Origin of the sequence: Prolixibacter sp. SD074 (assembly GCF_009617895.1) — a bacterium.
Classification (GTDB): Bacteria; Bacteroidota; Bacteroidia; order Bacteroidales; family Prolixibacteraceae; genus Prolixibacter.
In genome coordinates this window covers 1,302,609-1,323,530 of sequence record NZ_BLAW01000001.1, presented here as the reverse complement: position 1 = coordinate 1,323,530, position 20,922 = coordinate 1,302,609, and the positions used below count along the sequence as shown (strand labels likewise).

Here is a 20,922-nt window from a genome sequence, read left to right as displayed (position 1 = left end):
TTCGTTTGTATATCGTTACTCCGGAGCGGTTATTCCGTCCAGTAATTGATTTCGTTGATGATGAGCCATCGTTTGATGCGGATGAGGCCCTGTTCGTTTTTCAAATCGATGAAATTCTGGATGACCATGAAATACTGTGGAATGGAGACGGTTCCCTGTGTCACCAGTTTGCGGTTGGCCCGAATGAGCTGGTTCACCATCCTGAGTTGATCGTCCACTTCGGTTTGTTGGCTTTCCATTTGGCCGAGCTGCCGGAACAGTTCATTGATTTGCTGATTATACTGTTGTTTGAAGTAACTGTATTGTGCATCCAAATCTTCCTGTTGCAGCATCAGTTGTTGTTGTTGCAGTTCCTTCTGGTGGCCATCGTAAATGGGGATGGAAAGGCTCAGCCCGGCGCCGCCGCCAAAGTTTGTTCCGGGCGTCTTTTCAAACGACGCCATGTAGCCGGCATCGGCGTGCAGTCTCAATTTGGGTTGGTATTGCTGCTTATTGATTTCTGTTTGATTAACTAACCGCAGACTGTCGATTTGGTATTGTTTCAGAAATGCTGTTGGCGTTGTGGAATCGGAACCTTCCGGAATCATCTGCGGGGACGGTAGGGCGACTAAGCCTGAATCGATAATGCCGCACAGGTTTCGCAATTGTGATAAATCGTTCAGTAACTGGATCCGGGCCTGTGTTAGCAACAATGCCTGCTTCCGCACATTGGTGAGGAAAGCGAGGTAATCGGTTTGCTGGTAAACGTTGGCGCGGGTCAGTTCCAATAGCACACTCGATTCGTTCTGCAATGTGTTCAATAGCTCGCTATTGTAGCTGTACTGCAGCTGATCGCCGTAGGTAACCAAATATTGTCGGGTCACATTCCTCTTGATTTCCTTCCGGGTGAGATGAAGTGCATTGGTTGCCTTTTGCCGGTTGAGGGAAGCAGCCTTCAATTGCGGTTTCATCTGATTCTGAAAAGGAATAGCCTGGTCGAAATTCACCACCGAGCCGAGTATTCCCTTATTGGAAAGAGCCACATCGTAACCGAACTTTCCGTTGGTGGGATAATAGCTGGCATCGCCCTGAAAGCCAATCTGCGGTCCAAACTGTGAGCGGGCCATCGCACTGTCGATGCTGGCCGACTTCACTGCGTTCTGTCCGCTTTTCAACAACGGATTATTCGCGTAAGCAAAATTCAGGTAATCATCAAGCGAAGGCTGTGCCTGCAGCATTCCTCCTCCAATGAAAAATGATAAAAGAAGTAAACTCCTAATCTTCAAATTCATTATATTTCATTCAGTTTTTCGGCTGAAGCCGGTACATTAGTCAACATCCTCATCATCTTTCAGCAACTCTTTCTTCAGGAGTTGGCCGTTGGGGGCGAAAAGCAGTTCCACCCGGGCCTCTTTATTTTTGACCACCATTTCGTAAGCAATGGCATATTCCGGAGAACTAAGCTTTTCCGGCGAATGCACCACGAAATCAGCAAAACCTTCAGTTAAGGCTTCCTGAACAGCAATTGGTAACTGATCAGCCGTAATGCTTTGCTCGGTTTCTTTCCAGTTTCCCTTTTCATCGAAGGTCGCTGAAGTTGGACTTCCCTGCCAGGTAAATTCCGCCTCAAATTCGTGTTGGTTTTCATGCGACCAACTGATTTGGGCAGCTTCAGGGAACATCTTTCCCAGATTGGATTTGGCGGTAACTGGTACCTTCACGCTACACGAAGTTGTTCCAATAAAATAAAGAAACACAATAATGAAAGGTAATGCAATATTTTTCATCTGTTTTACCGTTTAGACTGAATACTGAGACAATATTACTATCAGAATCTGAACAGATTCTGAAGTTAGAAATGAATGGTCAGAATATGTCGGTTACCTGAATAATCATACGTTACCTTCATGTTTGTTACCCGGCCTATTTCTTTGACGATAGCGAGTCCCAAACCGGTGTTTCCTGTTTCGCTGCCGGTCTGAAATCGTTCAAACATTTTCTCTGCAGGCAACGACGACGCTCTGCCGCTATTGCTGATTTGCAGTTCATGCTCTTTCAACCAAATCTGAATATCGCCGTTGTCGACGTTGTGCCGTACGGCGTTGCCCAGCAGGTTTGATAACAAAATGTGCGCTAAATCGGGATCGATATTCCAAACCGGTTTGGCAGTATATGTTTTCTTAACCGAAAGTTTCTTCGATGTGATGAAATCTTCCAATTGTTCAAGTATTTCGTCAAGCACAGCGCTCACGTTCAATTGCTTATTTTGTTTGAACTGCCGGTTCTCAATCCGCGTAAGCGTTACCATGCTGCGATTCGTTTGCGACAAACGGCGGGCGTTTCGGTAGGCCGACTGGACCAGCTTTGACTGCTCCGGCGAAAGCTCGGTCGATTGCAGCAACATTTCGAGCTTGGATAAAATGATGGCCAGCGGTGTTCGGATTTCGTGAGATGCATTTTCGGTAAATGTCTTTAGTGCCTGGTAATCCGAGCGCACTTTGTCGGTTAGCTCAGTGATGGCATTCTCCAGCTCCCGGAATTCGAGTATATCGGTGCTGGAAGGTTTGGGCTGTTTATTTTCAGAAAGGCGGAACTGTTTTAAAAGCCCCAATGTGTGGTAAAAGGGAGACCAAAGCCGTTTCGACATGAAGTAGTTCATTAGCAGTAGTGCAGCCAGCAGTAACAGCAAAACAAGGCCGATAGAACTGCTGATGGCGATGACCATGTCGCGGTTTTCGACCAGTAGGCTGCGGATGACGATCTCGTAAGGAATGCCATTGATGATTGTGTGGGATGTTAGTTGGCGGTACGGTTCTTTGTCTCCTTCGATAGGATCCTGCAGTTTAACCGTTTGAATACTGACCGATTGCTTCGCCAGCGGTTGATCCAGACGGTGAATCAGCAAAAGGGGAGGAGCATCGCTAATGGAAATCCCTTGTTTCAGCTGTAGCTCGATATTCATTTGCATCGCTGTCAGGTTTTCGTCTATCTCTTCGTTTTCAATCCCGTTAATCATTTTGAAAAGGGCAAATCCGGCCAGCACAAAAAAGAGGGTTGTCAGCAGTAGTTGATATCCGATGGTTTTATGCAGTAGTTTCATTGAAGAGATTTTGTCGTTCTATTCGTCGCTCCATTTGTACCCCATTCCATAAACCGTCCGGATATAATCGTTGGCCCCGGCATCGGTCAGTTTTCGTCGGAGGTTTTTGATGTGTGTATAGATAAAATCGAAATTCCCGGCCATTTCCATGTAATCGCCCCACAAGTGTTCGGCGATGGCTTCTTTGGTCATTACACGGTTCTTATTGGTGACGAAATATTGCAATAAGGCAAATTCTTTACGCGTCAGCTCGGAAACTTGCTCATTGACCCGGACTGTCCCTGATTCGGGATCAATACTGATTTCGTGGTAGCGAATTTCGGCCTTTCCACCAAATATGCGCCGGCGGCTTAATGCCTTAACCCTGGCATTCACTTCCGCCAAATGAAAAGGTTTCGTCAGGTAATCATCGGCACCGAGGCCAAGGCCTTTCAGTTTGTCATCCAGTGAATCCCTCGCCGAAATGATCAGCACTCCGGTAGGGGGTTCCTGCTCTCTTAACAGGTGTAGCAGTTGCAATCCATTCCCGTCAGGCAGGTTAATATCCAGTAAAATTATGTCGTAATGAAAGGCAGCGAGCTTGTCTTCTGCTGCAAAATAATTGTGTGCCGATTCACAGACATTTCCTTCCGCTGCCAGGTAGTTAACCAAATCGTCAGCCAGCGACCGCTCATCTTCTATAATTAGTATTTTCATTTCTGAAAAACAGTTTTAAAGTTGCCGGAATGGTAAAAGTAGGCAGAATCGAGTTTTGAAATGACATAAAACCGATTTAAAAGTTTTCAAATAGAAATCGGGTTAATGTGTTGATTTGGGATCGTAGCTTAGCCCACAGGAATGGAAGTTGTTAATTTTGTTTGCAGAACAGTACCCTAAAAAGTCATCGCCATGGACACGCCACCGCCCTTGTGATACAAAGCCGGGGCAAATACCAGGTTGTTTTTCTTTCCGCAGCGGTGCTGATGGGTCAGGTAGACAAACTCAACCGAGAGAATCCCGACTCCGGCGCCGGCCAGTACGTCCGAAATCCAGTGTTGGTTATTCATCATGCGCAACATGCCCACTCCGGTAGCTGTTGCATAACCGGCCACGCTTATCCAGGGAGAAATATGACCGTATTCCTTCGCCAGGAAAGTAGCCGACAGAAATGCCTGTGCCGTATGCCCCGACGGGAAGGAAGTGAATACGCCACCATAAGGCCGCTCCACTCGCGTAGCATACTTGATGCCATAAACCATCACCGACATCAGCAATTCAGCTTTGGTAAAAAGGAGGCTTTGGTTCAGAAAATCGTTGCGTCCTTTTACACCCATCGCTCCCAGGCCCAACGTCACAACAGCCGGTGCAAACAGCAGGTAGTCGTCGGCCGTGGTGTGAAAAGTTGGGTTCCAGTCATGCATTGTGTCATGAATACGGTACTTACTAAGGACCGTTTGCTTTGGAACCGCCATGGTAACCAGTCCGGTGGCTATCAGGCTGGTAGGAAGAATGGCTTTCTTCAGAAAATGGTGCGCTTTGGTCCGGGTAACGGACTGCAGGCTATCTCCGGCATGACTGGCCTGCCAGAAACGGGCCACATCTGTATATTGTGATATGTGCAAGTGGGCATCAGCGTTCCCAATTCTTCCGGTCACAGCCTGGTTCACTGCCAGGTTATCATTACCCGACGTATTTTTCAGGCCATTGGCAGCCTGAGCCTGGCTAATGAACATGCTCAGGAGAAAAAATAACAAGATTCGATTTACCATTTTGAATTGATTTATTCATGATAAGTAATTGCGATGCTTATACATTGATTAATCAAAGCCACATCAAAATTTGAACTGTAAACTAAGATTGAACCGGCTAACAATGTGATGTGTGTCGTGAACCGGGTACCAGCCGCTCATGTTGGGCGATATCGTGACGCCCTTTACCGGGTGAAAGTCGATTCCGGCCAGGTAGAGCCGTCCGTCATTCAGCACATCCCAGCCATCCAGGGCTCCATCATTCCGTTTCGACCAGAGCTTATCGTACCGGATGAAGAGGTTGGAATGTCTTTTTAGTTTCATGGTAGCATAAAGGGAAATCCCCGAACGGTCCTGGTCGTTTACATTGGCGTGTGACAACTGGTAATTATACTCGAGACCGGCGGTTACTTTCGAACCTGCGTACCCCAGGAATGCCGAGTAGGTGTTCTGTGACATGCCTTTCTTTATGTGGTCGAAGTAAAAACGGGCATACAGGTTCTTCACCGGTTGGATGGTTAACCCGGTGGTATATTGCAGGGCGCTGTCCTGCTGAAGTTTTTGATATCCTTCGCCATTTAGTACCGAAACATCCAGCTGAACATACGGCGAAAACTTCCACGCAAGTGATGCCCCCAGATCGGCTTCCGGTCCGAAATGATAAGCATCCATAAATGTCGGGGCCACATAGCGGTGTCCCCAGAATTTGTCCTGCAACATAAACTGGCTGGTCGGTATCACGCCGAAATTGAGTCTCAGTTTATCACCATTGTACTGCAAATATGCGTTTTTCAACACCGCACTCAATTTAATGCCGCTTGTATCGGGGCGGCCCGCATCGAAAATTACCTTGCCGGAAAAACGATGGCTGAAGGCATATTCGTAGCCCAGGTAAGCCCGCGAGATATCAAATGACGGTTTCCCTTTGGAGTCGCTTAGCCGGTAGGTGAAATTACTGAAGACCTGCACCAGGGCTTTTCCGTGCGGTCGAAAATCTTCCTGCTTTGCTGATTGCGCCATGACCATTTTACTACCGGCCAAAAGCAGCGCGAGCAGGCTAAACCGAATTATTTTCATCGTCATCTGTTCGGGTAAGTAATAGGGAAATCATAACCGGAACCGAAGTCCGAACTGCAAATCATAAAACCGGGTATCGAGGTGTGGATGTGGACGAAGCGGGAACGGATGCCCCGATGTGTCAACTTTCCATCCGGTAAACGTGGACGGAGGAGCATTGTCGGCATCGTGGGTCAGAAGATACTTCGCCTCGGTGAAAAAACGGACATGGGGCGTCAGTTTAATGGACACACCATACAATACCTGCATGGCCAGCTTCACACTGCGGAACATACCAGGGTTTGTTTCGGTAATACCTGCACCGATCCCTGCGCCCCAGTAACCATAACTGTCATCGTCTTTCGCTCCTTCTTTATGGAAAGGATTTCGGGTCTTGGAGAGAAAACTCAGCAAAAACACGTTCCTCGCCTGCTCCATTTTTCTGAAAGGCGGAATTTCGTTGGTGAGAAAACGAACACCCCGGCTCTTGTTTTCCCATTTCAAATAGCTAACATCAAACCCGATGTTATGGTGCCAATAGGTTACGCTGAGGTTCGACACCGGAGACCATGATGATATGACCTTCGATGTTTTCAGATTTTTCATCAAAACCCCGTTTTCATAATACCTGAATTTTAAATCCTGCCTACCGGGAATTTGCAATCCATATCCCATGCTGATGCCCAACTGGCCATAACCGGACGAAATGGTGAGCATAAAAAGCATAACCGAAGCCGGAAGCGCCTTTTTCCAAAGCATTGTCTGTTTCATCAATTAAACGTTACTTCAACAACAGTTATCACCTTAGGTTTGGGGTATCCGGTTTCGTCAGAGGCTTGTACAGGAAAAGCAAGTTCTTTTCAACAGGAAATAGCGCGCTATGGATTAATCGTTATCCGCTCTGTCTTTCAGGATTCGCTTATTTTTCAGCACACCATCTTTGGTCAACTGTACTTCAATGGCCTGGTCCTTCTTTTTGAGTTCGATTTCGTACCCGGAAAAAGTGGGCAAATCAATGATGGCCACTTCTCCTGTTTTGTAGCCGGCAAACTGCTGTGTCAGGGTATTCTTAACCGGCGCAGGAAGCGAATTTTTACTAATTTCCGTCTCAGTTTCCATCCAGTTACCTACAGGACTGAATGAGGCTGAGGTTTCCACTCCGTTCAAATAAAATTCGGCTTCCCATTCGTTGGCTTCTTCCTGGTTCCAGCGCACTTTTTGTGCATTCGGAAATTTCTGTGAGAAAGCATCGGCTACGGCATTCGGTAATACCGCTTTTTGTGCATGTGCACAAAGACTCATACCTAAAAAGGCAAGCAATACAAAGGTCGTTTTCATAATTTTCTGAATTTTGATTATGACTCAAACGTAATTCTCATTTCTGAAGAAATTTTGAAGTTGACCAGGTTGGCCTCATCCTAACTGACGTTTTCGTATCTGCGGGGGGGGTAATTTGAATTCCGGAATTTGCCTTTTCAGTTTTGAAGGGGTTCACGATGGAGAATGGGTGATGAAGAGATAGCAGGGTGTAAAAGGAATCAGCGTCAATGTTTCACCTGGCTGATGTAAAAATCCTTGCAATAGCATAAAAAAGGATTACCAGCTAAATCATTAGTAAAAACATTTCGATGAAAAAAAATTTGACTCTGCTAATTGTCGCATTGGCTTTTTTTCAATCCTGTTTGCCAAAGCAGCATTCTGCCATCTCTGAAACTGTAAAACAGGACGTAAAAATTGATTCCAACCTGGTGGTCCCCCCCGCGTGGGCGTTCGGCATACTGTACGGAGGCTATACCAATCAACAGCTAACCATTCAGCACGTTGCAGATATTAAAAAGCATAACTATCCTATCCATTTATGCTGCAAAGAGGAGGTCGTCGTGTATTTCTTTTTTAATAGCTCAATGAAGTCTGACTATTGATTGCTGTTAAAGTTATCGTCACATTTTTCCATGCAAATGGCGTCGAGTGCCGCAATGGTTGACATGTTCACAATTTCACGAACCGAACTTTCGATAGGAATAATGTGTACAGGTTTATCAATTCCAAGCAATATCGGACCAATAATTTCATATCCGCCAAGTTCCTGAAGTAATTTATACGATATGTTTCCTGAACTGAGGTTAGGAAAAATCAGTGTGTTGATATATTTATCGCCCCATTTGGCAAATGGAAATTTTTCCATTCTTATTTTTTTGTTCAGTGCAAAATTGGCCTGTATCTCTCCGTCGACGATGATATTGGGATGCTGTTCATGCAACATTTGTACTGCCTTGCGTGGCGTTTCAGGGTTCCCTTTCGGGACGGAACCAAAATTGGAATAGGAAAGCATGGCAATGACCGGCTCGATATTGAATCGCCTGATGGCCCTGTCGACCAATAGGGTAGTTGCCATTAGCGTCTCTGCATTGGGTTCTGCATTGACGGTTGTATCTGCCAGGAAAATGGGACCTTGTTTGGTCATCACCATGTACATTCCGGCAATATGCCTTCCCGGATTATTCGTGCCGATAATGCGCAAAGCCGGACGGATGATATCGGAATATTTGGTGGAATATCCTGAAATAAAAGTGTCTGCGTCGCCCATTTCTACCATCATAATGCCAAAATGATCACGATTATACATCCTGTCCATGGCTTCCTGCAGGGTCAGGCCTTTGCGCTGTCTTTTCTCAAACAGGACTTTGGCGTATTCTTCGCGGCGGCAAGCTTCTTCTTCGCCAAAAAATTCGACGATGGTTGCCCCTTCAATGTCAATGTTGTTTTCATCTGCCAGCCGAAAAATTTTTTCTTTATTACCTAAAAGAATGGGGGTGGCAATCTCTTCGTGAAGTACATTTTGTGCAGCCTGAAGAATTTTAACTTTTTCACCTTCAGCAAATACAATGCGTTTTCCTGATTTCTTGGTTCGATCTCGAATGGTTCGAATGAGTGCGTTATCATGTCCAAGCCTGCGATCCAATTCATCGCGATAAGCATCCCAATCAGCAATACCATGTCGGGCCACCCCCGATTCAATGGCGGCCTTTGCCACTGCAACCGAAATGGTCGAAATCAAACGTGGGTCAAGCGGTTTGGGAATCAGATATTCTCTTCCGAAGCTGATGGCATTTTGGTTGTAAGCAGAGGATACGATTTCGGGTACCGGCTCTTTGGCCAACGATGCCAGTGCCCTTACGGCAGCAATCTTCATCTCCTCATTGATGGCTTTCGCCCTAACATCCAATGCTCCCCGGAAAATGTAAGGAAATCCGAGTACGTTATTCACCTGGTTGGGATAATCGCTTCGCCCGGTGGCAAAGATAATATCCGGACGCGAAGCTTTTGCCTTTTCATAAGAAATCTCGGGATTGGGATTAGCCAAAGCAAACACAATCGGGTTGTCGTTCATGGAACGGACCATCTTTTCGGTCAGCAAATCAGCGACTGATAATCCAAGAAACATGTCAGCCCCCTGGAGCGCTTCCTCCAGCGTATGTACATCCCGGCCGGTAGCAAATTCCGCTTTGGTAGGCGTTAAGTTCGTTCTCGAACGGTGGATAACTCCTTTGGAATCGCACATGATCAGGTTTTCTGGTTTCACCCCAAGGGAAAAATAGAGCTTGGAACATGCTACTGCTGAGGCACCGGCTCCGTTTACGACCACTTGTACCTCATCAATCTTTTTGCCGGTTACCTCCAGCGCATTCAGGAACGCAGCAGATGAAATGATGGCTGTACCGTGCTGGTCATCGTGCATGACGGGGATATCAAGCACTTCTTTTAGTCGTCGCTCAATTTCAAAGCACTCCGGCGCTTTAATGTCTTCCAGGTTAATACCACCAAACGTTGATGCGATAAGGGTAACGGTTTGAATAAACTTTTCTACATCCTGCGTATCCAGTTCAATATCGAAGACATCAATATCGGCAAAGGTTTTAAAAAGCAATCCTTTTCCTTCCATGACCGGTTTGCCTGCCAGGGCTCCGATATTTCCCAGCCCCAGGACGGCTGTTCCGTTGGATATAACAGCAACCAGGTTGCCTTTTGCGGTATAAGTGTATGCATCTTCCGGATTTTTCTCTATTTCAAGACAAGGGGCTGCAACTCCCGGACTATATGCTAAAGAAAGATCTTTTTGAGTACTATAAGGTTTGGTCGGAATTACCTCAATTTTCCCTGGCCGGCCCTGGGAATGATATAGGAGGGCATCATTATGAAATTGTTTTGTCATTGGTGCTATGGTTAAAGTTAAACAGTAAATTTAATATTTTTCAGGTCTATATATCTATTGCTGTCAATATGTTCATGTTATTTTTGAAATAGCATGGTGTAATTTTATGAAAGATCATTTTTCGGATGTAATATGATGAGTATTTACCTTGTTGATAGGTAGGTGATAAGAATATTTAATCTGACTGAATTCAAACTTGTGATAAATTATCCTAATGATGGAATTTGGGATGGCTGCCTGCTAATTACTAACTAAACCACATTGCATTTCGCAATCACATAGAATATATGTTTTGTTATTACAACGTCGGACAATTTGTTCATTTTTTGATGGGGAGTGGCTGAAAAGGTTTAAATGATTATACTGTTTCGTATAAGAAAAGTCTGCCATGTGAAAAGCAGACTTTCCCGGTGAACAGTAGATCTATTTTTTAAAGTTTTGAACCTATAGGAATTTGCAGCTTAAAGCTGAAGTTCCGTCCCATGTTATAAACCCCTTCGCGACCGGTGGCGTAGTTCATCCCTGTGTACTTCAACCGGCTCAGGTGACTTTGGTAGGCCACGTCGGCCAGGTTGTCGGCCTGTAACCAAACGGAGAATCGTTTCTTATTCTTCAGGTAGATATCTGTTCCAACACTTGCATGCAACAGCGTGTAAGCCGGAGTCCGGGTTTCGGTGCCGTATGCCGAAAAGAATTTATCCTGGACAAAATCATGCTCTAAACCGAACTCAATGTAACCATTGCGCAGGTTTTTCCCTTTCGGGAGAATATCAGCCCGCAACGTTGACTGGAACCGTGCCGCCGGTATGAGCGGCAGATTTTTTGTCGAGTCGGGTTGGTTGGGCTGTACACCCCGAACATACGAGAAGCTGTTCCCGAAATGCAGCCAGTCGAGCGGGTGCGGATGAATGTCGATGTGTGCTTCGCCACCGTACAGGTGGGCGTTGCCCGAAACATACCTGAATGCCGGAACGCCATCCATGATGGAATCCTGTGAAAAAGCTCCGTTCAGTTTTCGCGAAAAAATAAAGTTTTGAATGCTGTTACTGAAAAGATCCACTTCGGCAGAAACATGTTGTGTATTCATTCCGGTTGCGATATCGAACTGCCAGCTGCTTTCGGGTTTCAGGTCCGGATTTCCTATTTCGTATTTTTGTGTTCCTTCGTGTACGCCATTCGATCCCAGTTCGGCAATGTTGGGTGCACGGAATCCGCGCGAGATATTCATCTTCCCGTAAAAGCTTTCCGAAAACTGGTATGTCGCCCCTATACTACCCGATACGCCGTTAAAATCGGAGTGAAAGGATGGGAAACGTTCGGTTGCTCCCGGTGTTCCGGAAGAAACAGCCTGTTCTGTTGAGTTGAGATAGAGCGATTCGCCGTGTTCGGAACGACGGTCAAAACGCAGGCCTCCGCTCAAATCCAGCCGGCCGAAATTCTTCCGGGCCAACATAAAAACACCGGCATCGAACAGGTGATAATCCGGAACGAGGTATTCTGTTCCCTTATTCAACGAATGCTGAAACATACCGTTGACACCGAATGAAATATTCATCGAATTCGATTCGGGAAGCAGGTAACGAACGTCGTAATTGAGTGTATTCAGTTTGAGGTAAAGCCCGTACTGGTCGGGATTCTGAATATCGCCGTACTCCTGGCGGTTGTTTTGCTGAAATCCGAAAATGGTTTTCAGGTTTCCTTTTCCGGTAACGAAATTGTTTTTCCAAACCGCCTTGTAATGGTGGATTTGCTGGTATGGCATTCCCCGTTTATACGACATGAAATCGGAATGTGCCGCAATGGCTTCGCCGGGCGTTTCGTTAATGAGTACCGGTTTGATGAACTGTCCGGTCAGGCTGTCACGTTCGCCCTCCACAATGCCGGGGACCATATGATAATAACTCAGAATCAGGTGCGAGTATCCCCAGGCTTTATTCAGTCCGATGACTCCGTTCAAGGCATCTTCCTTGAACCGGGAATCGTATACGTTGCCATCGTATTTGTTTTTGTAATCGTGTGCGCGTTTGTTGCTGTAACGCAGGCTCCAGAGCAAACCATTTTTATTTCCTGCAAGATTGGCCGAGTAACCAAACAGCCCGTTGTTGGTTTGGTAATTGGTCAGCACGCCACCCTGCAGGTGACCTTCGGGAATCTGTGGTTCGGATATGAGGTTGATGACACCGGCCATGGCATCGGAACCATAGGCCAAACTTGCCGGACCTTTCAGGATTTCGGCGCGTTTAACATCATATTGGTCGATCTCGATGCCGTGCTCGCCGCCCCATTGCTGGCCTTCCTGCCGGATTCCGTCGTTTACCACCACTACGCGGTTGAAGCCCAGTCCGCGGATAACCGGCTTGGAAATTCCAGCCCCGGTAGTGACCTGCGAAATGCCGGGTTCTTTGGCCAACGCATCGATGATATTAGACGATGCATCTTGGAGAAGCCTGGTTTTGGGGACAATCTCAATGGGCGTTGGCGTCCGGTTTTGGGTCGCTGCCTTGGAAAGTCCGGTTACTACCACCTCATTGATTTCGGTTACGGATGGCCACAGTTGGAAGTTCATTTCATGAACCTGCGCTAGATCGATGGTTTCGGCAATGAGTTTGTACCCCATAAACCGCACCTGGATCATTACTTTGGAAGCAGGGAGGTTCTCAATCGTGTAATTACCGTTCATGTCGGTTACCGAGCCGCTCATCAAATCGGGAAAGTAAATGCTTACACCCGGCAACGATTCGCCGGTCTTCTTATCGGTTACTTTTCCTGTTAGTCTTGCTTTGGGGGGATTGGCCGGATCGGCCAGTGAAATAAACGGAAGTAACAGAATAATAAGGGATAGGAGATATATTTTTTTAATCATCGTTATACGGATTATTTTATTGTTCATTTTACCTGATGTTTTTGGGATACGTTCAGCAAGCGTTCTGCGATATATTGCAGGCTTATATCCGGAACGTATCCGTGATAAATTGAAGTCTCCGTTCCGCAATGATGACTTACATGCATAAACGAATATCCTCATGTATGAAAATACACGCGGGATACAGGAGCCTTCAGGCTTTACCGTTCAACTTTCCCCGCAAAGGGAAATTAGCTTTGGGCAGCGACTATGCGCAGTTTTGGGGTGAATGCATGGGAGGGGCACGAAGGAAAAAGAGGTGGATAAATTCGGCAAACCGGGATACAGGTAATAAAGCGTTGACTACCGGTTGGCCTTTAAGAGCTACATGTGTTTGTTTATTGTCAGTGCCAATGTAATGGACAAAATGAAACTGACTGATGGGGCAAATATCTTCGTGGTTTTCCAGCGAAGGATTACCCGGTATTTTTTCAATTTTATGATGGTGGACATACCGGTGAATAGACGGTACCAGCAACGGTTGGGTAAACGCTGCCAGGTGAAAAGCGACCAGTAAAATCAGATTCAATCGGTTCCGTCTCATCGGAGTTATAATGCTTGCCCGGTTCTTTCGAATACGTGTCGCAAAAGTAACACGATGGCGGATAGAAATGTTTTAACGAACGTTAAAATAAAAATGTGTTCAGGCGCTTTTAGGCTTCTTCTTCCAGGGTTTCAGCACCGAAATAACTGCTGCGAAGAGAATGGTACAAAGCTGAATGGTTCCGAAAATCATTAGCATTTTTTGATTGTGATGGAAAGTTTGGTTGTGAAAAGCTCCCAGTCCTTGTGTTCGGGCCAGTTCGGTCATTTCTGATAACCACGGGCCTAGCGGATAAGTTCCAAAGGATATGCCGGCCAGTAGAATAATCCATTTCACGGTGATCCAGCGGTGACGAAACCAGCCCCATTTGGTGAAAATGGAATAGCCAAGCGCTGTGAGTAAGGTTCCGTTAGCACCGACCACAATCACATACCAATCGATGAAATCCATAGTGGAAAGAATACCATAAAGCTCATCCCCGCTTTCGGGATGAAGAAAAAACTGTTTGAGGTTGATGCTGAATGCACCGCCAATCCATAAAGCGATGAAGAAGAGATGGAATATCTTCAGCCATTTTTGTCCGTTCGCCGTTAGTTTTTTCATGGTTAATTGGGGGGGTTACGTTTAAATTATCGATTGCCCGGTTTCCCGGAAGGCAATTCAATTTTCCATCAGGTGGTTGTGCGCCACGACAAAATCACCTTTTTGCACGCCCAGTTTATCGCCAATCAGCGGGCACTTGACCATCAGCAGATAAAAGATCGATTTTTCCCGGTTTCCCATAAGACCTTCCAGGTTACCCTGTCCTTTGGAGATGATGACATCAGCTTGCCGGTATACCTCCAGAAATTCGTCCGAAACCAGGTGAAGCAGCGTGGAAGGTGCATCTGCTCCGTTACTGATGATGCGTGCGAACCGGTCGATGCCGACGCTTTTCGCATCTTCCAGGGTTACGTCGTTGATGACGGGCCGGCCGCGGACTGCATACACCACGCCGGGATGACCGAGCGTTTCCAGAAAGAGTTTATCCATCACTATTTCGCCGGCATTATCGCCCAGGTATAGGACCGTGTCCGCCTTTTCCAGTTTTTGGCGGAGAAGTTGTGAATGGTTGATGGCAAAATCGCTGTTCAATACCTTGTCAAAAGTTTCATCCACATCGAATTCAGGATTGGCAGCGTAGTCGATAATGTTACCGCCAATGGCCAGCCGCAATGCTGTGTCAAACGAATCATTGCTTTGGTTTACCTTCTCCTTCCAGTGATCGTACTGTGCGAGCAATCCATTGTTCGACTGAATTTTGATTTCCCGGTAGGGATCGTCTGTTTGCAACATTTCCCGGATCTTCTGATGGTTCCGGCGACTAATATCGGCGGGCATAATCTTTCCGTTTTCAGCTCCCAGAAAACGAAGGAAATCTTTCATGTGCGCTTCTTTGGTATCTTCCGGAAAGGGATGTGATTCCAGTAGTTTGTCAAATGATTTTACCAGGCAGGTGTAACAACGATGATCCATGATGCTCAATTTATTCCTGGTTCAGTAATGCTTTGGGAAGATGCTCAATTGGCGTGATTTTCATGTCACGGACAAATACTTCTGCACCCTCCGATTGAATTTGAATTTTGCCCTTGGCCGCGGGCACTTCTTTCCCGTTTACCATCATTCGGTTATGGAAAAGAACCATGTTTTTATGCCCGTTCACCACATGAATGCTGGTGTCGCCAACCGTGTACAGATCAATCGAAGTCCATTTGCCCGGGAGGCTTTCCCAGTCTTTGTCGCGCTGGCAGCGCCAGAGGTCACCACCAAATGTTACCAGCGGGGCTCCTGCTTTGTAGGTGTAAAAGCGGTTTTCATTATTCGGTAAAGCCGGAATATCGGTGTAAGCTGCGCCAACCGGGTAAAAGTCACCGCAATCCCGTTCCTGTATCTGGCATTCCAGCGAGCGCATCCAGGTACTGGAGCCCGCACCAAATGGTCCATCGGAGTGATAGAGCAAGCCACAGTCGCGTGGCGCCTCCGTTCTGGGCGCCCATTTCTTCCCGCCCCACTTAAACTCAAGGTGGAAATGGTAGTTTTTGTATTCCTTCTGCGAAGCAATGCATCCAAATATCTGTCCGGAAATACGAACAGCCGGCGCACCATCTTTTTCCACTACTGTGAAAACGCCCAGCGGATCGTTATTTACGCCAAAGACAAGCGAATCGGGAAACGCATCGCCGTAATTCAGCCCTAACTTCTGCAAGGTATCGTAAGGAGCGGTTAGATAGGAATCCCATCCCGAAAGATCTTTCCCGTTGAATAAGCTGGTAAATGTAGGTTGTTTTTCCTGCGCACAGGAGAAGAGGATCAATCCGAGCCCGAAAAGCAAAATCAGTTTTTTCATGTGTATCAGTTTAGTCCGATGAACAAAATTAAGAAAATAACCGGTTCGTCTATTGGATATATGTTATACATCGTTGTTTGAAATTCTTCTAAATCCGGAAAAATCAAGTTTTTTTTTACCTTTCCCCGAATACCCGGGACCTGAAAAATCTTTATGATATTGAATTTCATGCTACGGCATCACACATAATCGACCAAAGTTCGTCTGGAGAACAGCCCCCAATTCAGTAAAGCATGGAATTAAATCAACTTATCGTTAAAAATGAAAACCGATCCCGCTGTTTCCAAAGGAATGCCCTAATTTTGTAGTTGGAAATTAATCCGACTGAGTCCTGAAATTATGGAGAAAGTGAACAATCGTACCAAGAAACTGGCTTCAACACTTTTGGAGACAGGAGCCTTGTTGATGAGCTCCGGAGCCAGTACCGGCCGGATTCGGGTGACCATTTCGCGGATTGCCGAAGCATTGGGCTACACTTCCGAGTTGTTGGTGACGCACCGGGCCTTGATGCTGACGTTGGTGGAAGAGGAATCGCAATATTTTTTCAGCAGCCTGAAACGGACTTCACCGCATGGTGTCAATTTCAAGGTGGTATCAGGCATTAGCCGGATGAGCTGGCGCGTAGTGGAAGAGGAGTGGGACATTCCGCAAATTAATGCAGAGATTGAGCGTTTGCGAAGTTTGCCGCACTATCCGCGATTGGTGATTTTGTTACTGGTCAGTTTGGCCGGAGCGTCGTTTTGCCGCTTGTTTGGTGGCGAGGCCATTGAAATGGCTGTGGCTTTCACGGCAACGTTTGCTGGTTTATATGTGCGGCAGGAGAGTGACAAACATGCATTCAACGGGTACATGTGTGTCTTTTTCGGTTCACTGGCAGCATCGTTGATTTCCGGCGCATCGGTAAAATGGGGGCTGGGCGCCGATCCGGAACTGGCCTTTGCCACATCGGTGCTGTTTCTGATTCCCGGTGTACCGCTAATCAATTCGTTTACCGACTTGATTGACGGAAACATTATGAATGGCCTGGTTCGTGGCGCAAACGGGATGATTATCTCATTTGCCATTGCGTTGGGGATGTTAGGAGCCATGTTAATCTATAATATTTAAGCGATGACGGAGTGGTATCATTTTCCGGAGATGGGCGTTTGGCTGGGATTTGCAGCCCTGGGGTTTGCCATATTGTTTAATGTGCCGCAGCGGACTTTGCCATTCATTTGGCTGTTGGGCGCACTGGGCGGAATAACCAAATTGCTGGTGCTTTTCTTCGGCGGAAATATTATCCTGGCATCGTTGGCCGGTGCCGTCGTAGTTGGTATTCTGAGCATTCCGGCGGCCCACAACAAACATGCGCCGCCGTTGGTCTTTTCCATTCCGGCCGTTATTCCCATGGTTCCCGGAGCATTTGCCTACCGGATGATGCTGGGACTGATTAAACTGGCTGGTAACACAGGCGCCGAAAGCTACAGCGATGTGTTGAATTCGGCAGTAAGCAATGGCCTTAAAACACTTTTTATCTTGTTATCGCTGGCAGCCGGTGTCGCCATTCCCATGTTGATTACCCGCAAGGAGTCAGCGAAGAAGATTAAGATTATTAAATAGCTTTCATTTTTAGCACTTGCTAAATACAACAGGTTATTTGTCCGTGGACGTTATCCTTTTCAGTTCACTAATCGAGGCTTTTTTCGTCTCCTCATCCGTTGAAGAGTGTCCGGCAATCGTCATATGCAGCTCCGAATTCTTCAATTGGGAATGCAACCTGAAAGCCTGTGCCGGAGGACAAATAAAATCATACCGTCCCTGCACGGTTAAGCCCAACACGAATTAAAACACAATTGGGCTGGCTTTGTAAGCTCTTCCCGCAAATTTTGGTCTGGCGTTGGCCTGTGGGGTTTGCTGGATGTGCTTGCAAATAGTGTGGGCAATACCACTAACTTTTCACAGTTTTGCCCAAGGCTTCTAATAGCTGTGGATTATCTTCCAATCCAATACGTGCTACTGCATAAAACTCGCTCATCCACTCATCTATCTTGCCAATTGCGGCATCTTTTATCTTGGTTGCATCCTGAGACTCTCCCTTTTCTTTCAAGTAAACTGCCCTTGATGCTTCTAATTCAGTTATCAGGGTATTGGCTGCGTTCAAGTCGTCTATGGATATTTTCAATCTTGAAAGTTTTGTTTGTATGTCGGTATCGGTTGAAGCGTCGGTAAGTTTGGTCCTTGATGCCATAATTTAATTTTTAAAGGTTTATAATAAATTACAAATTGGTAATTCGCTTTTACAGTCCTGTTTTCCAGACTTACAATTGCGTTTTTCCGACTTACATTTCCCTTTTTCGGAGTTGCAGATGGGTTTTCCATGCTTACATCTCCATTTTACAACCTTACAAATGCATTTTTCCGATTAACATGGCCGTTTTTCGGACTTACAGTTGCATTTTTCCGACCAGAAGGTGATTTCCTTCTGCTTATCGCTGACTAAAACGACTTTACAAGTCTATTTTTAAGAACTATAATAAAAATAACGTATGATGACAAATTTAAAAAAAGATTTGAACAGGAAGCGGTTTTACGGAATCTAAGTGAAAGGACCCGTAAAAGTTACTGGTGGCACATTGCCGGTTACAGTAGCTTTTGCAAAAAAGACCCGGAACAGGGAGTGTAAACATCAAACTTACCGACATTGACAGCCGGCGGATGCAGGTAAACATCCAGGAAGGCAAAGGGCTGAAACAACGTAAAGTGCCGCTATCGCCGGTTTTACTTTCTGTTTTAAGGGATTATTACAAAAAGTACAAACCCGGGCATTACCTTTTTGAAGGCGCGGGAGGAAAAGGTACCCACCTGGGCTTGAACCAAGGACTCCTTGATTATGAGTCAGGTGATCTAACCAACTGAGCTATGGGACCTTTTTTTTGACCGCTAGCGGTCAAAAGCGGGTGCAATGTTACCACTTTTTCGGCAAAACACCAAAGGAAACTTTCGATATTATTTATCCTAACAGGATGATGCCTTTTTCTTAGCAATTTACAAACTAATTATCCTAAGGGACTTTGCAAATAATATCATATTACAGCCCAAATTAGTCGGGTTTCATGATTAGATTATCTTATCAGCTGACAGAAGAAAAACGACTCTGACAACTTAGAATAACCCGGAATCTATGATCCGGTATCTATACATTCTTTTTATCCATCATTTTTTTGATGGCGTCAACGGCATGTTTCGATTTATATTTGACCGTCCTTTCATTTATTTTCAATATTTCCGCGGTTTCCCTGATGGTATATCCGTCCCAGTAACGCATCATGAAAATCTCTCCCATCTTATCTGGCATATCATTAAAAAAATCTGTAACGACAGATTCAAATTCTTTTATTTCGTATTCCCCCGATACGTGCGTATAGGACAGTTCATTTTCTAATTCCTCAAAAGATATTCTGCCGGCATCTGATAAAGTTTTGACATAGGGTGATTTTAAGAAATCGAGCATTCGGTAGGTAAAATGATGAAGCAAAAACTTGTTGGCTGAGTCGTTAGCGTCTGTTTTAATGATTCCCGGTTCCTCCCAAAACGTGATCCAAAAATACTGTGTGATTTCATTCGCCAGTTCCAAATCACTCGTTTTTCGGAATGCCCATTTGTACAATAATCGATAATATTTATTGTAAAATATCGTAAAAGCTCCTTCATCCTTCTTTTGTGAGATCTTTTCTATTAATTCTTTGTCAGACATAACTATAGCCTCATTGTCCGTCATCTGAAGTACAATTCTATAAAAATGTTGATGCAAAGGTAAATCAATCATGTTTCATAACGGTTAAGAAGAAAATCTTCCCTGTTAAACAGATCTAAATAAAATATCTTTTAAATAAAATAAAAAAAATGTATAGACATAATATATTGATATTCAATTTTATGTCTGGTTCGTAATAGGATCAAAATAAAAATGTAATTTTTTTGTTGCCCCAAAACAGAAGCGCAAAATCTTTTATTTAGTTAGAGGGAACATAACTCCCAAGAAAATATTTAATGTAAAAAGAATAAAAAATTGCGAATGATTTAATTCCTAAAATCGGCACGAAATATAGTTATTAACATAACAATAAAAAATAAAAAAAATTATGACTCGATTTAAGTTTAATTTGTTACTTATCTGGATAGGGCTTTTCAGCATACTGGGTCTCTCAAACACATTTGCTCAATCTAAAGGGAAAATTGTAGGTAAATTAATTGAAGAGTCATCCGGAACCCCTCTTATCGGCGCCAATGTTATATTACTGAATACTTCGCTGGGCGCTTCAGCAGATTTACAGGGCAACTATACGATTTCGGGGGTACAGCCCGGAACCTATCAGATTAGTGCTTCATACCTCGGATATGAGAAAAAAGTTCTGGACGTCACCGTTGAAGCAAACCAGGTTACTGTTGTCGACTTCGCTTTAAAGGAATCTGAAAAAAGACTGGGGGGTGTCACTGTTTACGGTCAGCTGACACGCGGACAGGCAAAAGCACTGAACGAGCAAAAGAATGCCCCCAACATAAAAAATGTTGTGTCGTCTGAGCAATTCCAGGTTTTCCCCGACAGGAACGCTGCGGAAACGGTTGCCCGCATTCCGGGTATATCTATTTCTTATGATCAGGGCGAAGGCGAACTGGTACAGATTCGGGGTATGGGTCCCAAATATAACTCACTGACAGTGAACGGTCAACGGATTCCTGCGCCGGACCCCGGCGAGGGGAGGGCTGTCGGACTGGATCTGCTTAACCAGGAACTGATGGAAAATATTGTTGTAACAAAAGCGTTAACGCCCGATATTGACGGAGACGCCATTGGCGGTAATATTAATTTCCAGATGAAACAAGCGCCCGACAAAGGTATTCTTGCCATAAATGCCGGGGCAGGTTATAATGACCAGCATTCTTATTTCGAAGAATATGGTAAAGATATTGTCGATCTTTCGGGGGTTGTCGGCTAGCGGTTCTTTGATAAAAAACTCGGGGTACTGTTTGTTGCA

Annotated in this window: 19 protein-coding genes and 2 pseudogenes; 4 read left to right on the top strand and 17 right to left on the bottom strand. The window is 45.4% G+C overall.

What is annotated here, in order from left to right:
• Nucleotides 1-29: 29 nt before the first annotated feature.
• The 15 genes and pseudogenes from GJU82_RS05865 to GJU82_RS05800 all read right to left on the bottom strand — a co-directional run bounded on the left by GJU82_RS05865 (nucleotide 30) and on the right by GJU82_RS05800 (nucleotide 15,907).
• Entirely contained in the window at nucleotides 30-1,271 is a 1,242-nt protein-coding gene (locus tag GJU82_RS05865) for a TolC family protein (RefSeq protein ID WP_153631292.1), read from the bottom strand.
• 36 nt (nucleotides 1,272-1,307) lie between these two features.
• Nucleotides 1,308-1,766 carry a PepSY-like domain-containing protein gene (locus tag GJU82_RS05860; protein WP_153631291.1) on the bottom strand — a complete coding sequence of 153 codons (459 nt, stop codon included), beginning with the start codon at nucleotides 1,764-1,766 and terminating at the stop codon, nucleotides 1,308-1,310.
• A 65-nt stretch (nucleotides 1,767-1,831) separates the two neighbouring features.
• Entirely contained in the window at nucleotides 1,832-3,079 is a 1,248-nt protein-coding gene (locus GJU82_RS05855; protein ID WP_153631290.1) for a cell wall metabolism sensor histidine kinase WalK, read from the bottom strand.
• Between the two features lie 18 nt (nucleotides 3,080-3,097).
• Nucleotides 3,098-3,775, bottom strand: coding sequence for a response regulator transcription factor (locus GJU82_RS05850; RefSeq protein ID WP_153631289.1), 678 nt, complete (start codon nucleotides 3,773-3,775; stop codon nucleotides 3,098-3,100).
• Nucleotides 3,776-3,951: 176 nt separating this feature from the next.
• The gene (locus tag GJU82_RS05845; protein ID WP_153631288.1) at nucleotides 3,952-4,827 is read right to left on the bottom strand and encodes a phosphatase PAP2 family protein; all 876 of its coding nucleotides are present in this window, start codon (nucleotides 4,825-4,827) and stop codon (nucleotides 3,952-3,954) included.
• Nucleotides 4,828-4,890: 63 nt separating this feature from the next.
• On the bottom strand, nucleotides 4,891-5,883 hold the full coding sequence (locus tag GJU82_RS05840; RefSeq protein WP_153631287.1) for a hypothetical protein: 993 nt from the start codon (nucleotides 5,881-5,883) through the stop codon (nucleotides 4,891-4,893).
• Between the two features lie 30 nt (nucleotides 5,884-5,913).
• A complete protein-coding gene (locus GJU82_RS05835; RefSeq protein WP_153631286.1) occupies nucleotides 5,914-6,633 on the bottom strand; it encodes a hypothetical protein in 720 nt (239 codons plus the stop codon).
• Between the two features lie 114 nt (nucleotides 6,634-6,747).
• Entirely contained in the window at nucleotides 6,748-7,200 is a 453-nt protein-coding gene (locus tag GJU82_RS05830; protein WP_153631285.1) for a PepSY-like domain-containing protein, read from the bottom strand.
• Between the two features lie 577 nt (nucleotides 7,201-7,777).
• Nucleotides 7,778-8,782 (bottom strand): annotated as a pseudogene (locus GJU82_RS17910) (phosphate acyltransferase); the annotation flags it as partial.
• 69 nt (nucleotides 8,783-8,851) lie between these two features.
• Nucleotides 8,852-10,075 (bottom strand): annotated as a pseudogene (locus GJU82_RS17905) (malic enzyme-like NAD(P)-binding protein); the annotation flags it as partial.
• 430 nt (nucleotides 10,076-10,505) lie between these two features.
• Nucleotides 10,506-12,938 (bottom strand): TonB-dependent receptor, encoded by a 2,433-nt coding sequence (locus GJU82_RS05820; protein ID WP_228488584.1) that lies wholly within the window; start codon nucleotides 12,936-12,938, stop codon nucleotides 10,506-10,508.
• 247 nt (nucleotides 12,939-13,185) lie between these two features.
• The gene (locus tag GJU82_RS05815; RefSeq protein ID WP_153631283.1) at nucleotides 13,186-13,521 is read right to left on the bottom strand and encodes a hypothetical protein; all 336 of its coding nucleotides are present in this window, start codon (nucleotides 13,519-13,521) and stop codon (nucleotides 13,186-13,188) included.
• 99 nt (nucleotides 13,522-13,620) lie between these two features.
• Nucleotides 13,621-14,124, bottom strand: a complete 504-nt coding sequence (locus GJU82_RS05810) for a hypothetical protein (protein WP_153631282.1) — start codon at nucleotides 14,122-14,124, stop codon at nucleotides 13,621-13,623.
• 57 nt (nucleotides 14,125-14,181) lie between these two features.
• On the bottom strand, nucleotides 14,182-15,036 hold the full coding sequence (locus tag GJU82_RS05805; RefSeq protein WP_153631281.1) for a DUF89 domain-containing protein: 855 nt from the start codon (nucleotides 15,034-15,036) through the stop codon (nucleotides 14,182-14,184).
• Between the two features lie 10 nt (nucleotides 15,037-15,046).
• Nucleotides 15,047-15,907, bottom strand: a complete 861-nt coding sequence (locus GJU82_RS05800) for a DUF1080 domain-containing protein (protein ID WP_153631280.1) — start codon at nucleotides 15,905-15,907, stop codon at nucleotides 15,047-15,049.
• A 339-nt stretch (nucleotides 15,908-16,246) separates the two neighbouring features.
• On the opposite strand from GJU82_RS05800, the gene GJU82_RS05795 reads away from it, so the two are divergent.
• A complete protein-coding gene (locus GJU82_RS05795; RefSeq protein ID WP_153631279.1) occupies nucleotides 16,247-17,014 on the top strand; it encodes a threonine/serine exporter ThrE family protein in 768 nt (255 codons plus the stop codon).
• Nucleotides 17,015-17,017: 3 nt separating this feature from the next.
• Nucleotides 17,018-17,506, top strand: a complete 489-nt coding sequence (locus GJU82_RS05790) for a threonine/serine exporter family protein (RefSeq protein ID WP_228488583.1) — start codon at nucleotides 17,018-17,020, stop codon at nucleotides 17,504-17,506.
• 328 nt (nucleotides 17,507-17,834) lie between these two features.
• On the opposite strand, the gene GJU82_RS05785 is transcribed toward GJU82_RS05790, so the two are convergent.
• Nucleotides 17,835-18,134, bottom strand: coding sequence for a hypothetical protein (locus tag GJU82_RS05785; protein WP_153631278.1), 300 nt, complete (start codon nucleotides 18,132-18,134; stop codon nucleotides 17,835-17,837).
• A 404-nt stretch (nucleotides 18,135-18,538) separates the two neighbouring features.
• Between GJU82_RS05785 and GJU82_RS05780 the strand changes: the two genes are divergently transcribed.
• Nucleotides 18,539-18,802, top strand: coding sequence for a hypothetical protein (locus GJU82_RS05780; RefSeq protein ID WP_194830975.1), 264 nt, complete (start codon nucleotides 18,539-18,541; stop codon nucleotides 18,800-18,802).
• Between the two features lie 277 nt (nucleotides 18,803-19,079).
• Here the strand turns inward: GJU82_RS05780 and GJU82_RS05775 are convergent, their stop codons facing one another.
• A complete protein-coding gene (locus tag GJU82_RS05775) occupies nucleotides 19,080-19,712 on the bottom strand; it encodes an RNA polymerase sigma factor (protein ID WP_153631277.1) in 633 nt (210 codons plus the stop codon).
• Nucleotides 19,713-20,028: 316 nt separating this feature from the next.
• Between GJU82_RS05775 and GJU82_RS05770 the strand changes: the two genes are divergently transcribed.
• Nucleotides 20,029-20,883: a carboxypeptidase-like regulatory domain-containing protein gene (locus GJU82_RS05770; RefSeq protein ID WP_153631276.1), complete on the top strand. Its 855-nt coding sequence runs from the start codon at nucleotides 20,029-20,031 to the stop codon at nucleotides 20,881-20,883.
• Nucleotides 20,884-20,922 lie beyond the last annotated feature (39 nt).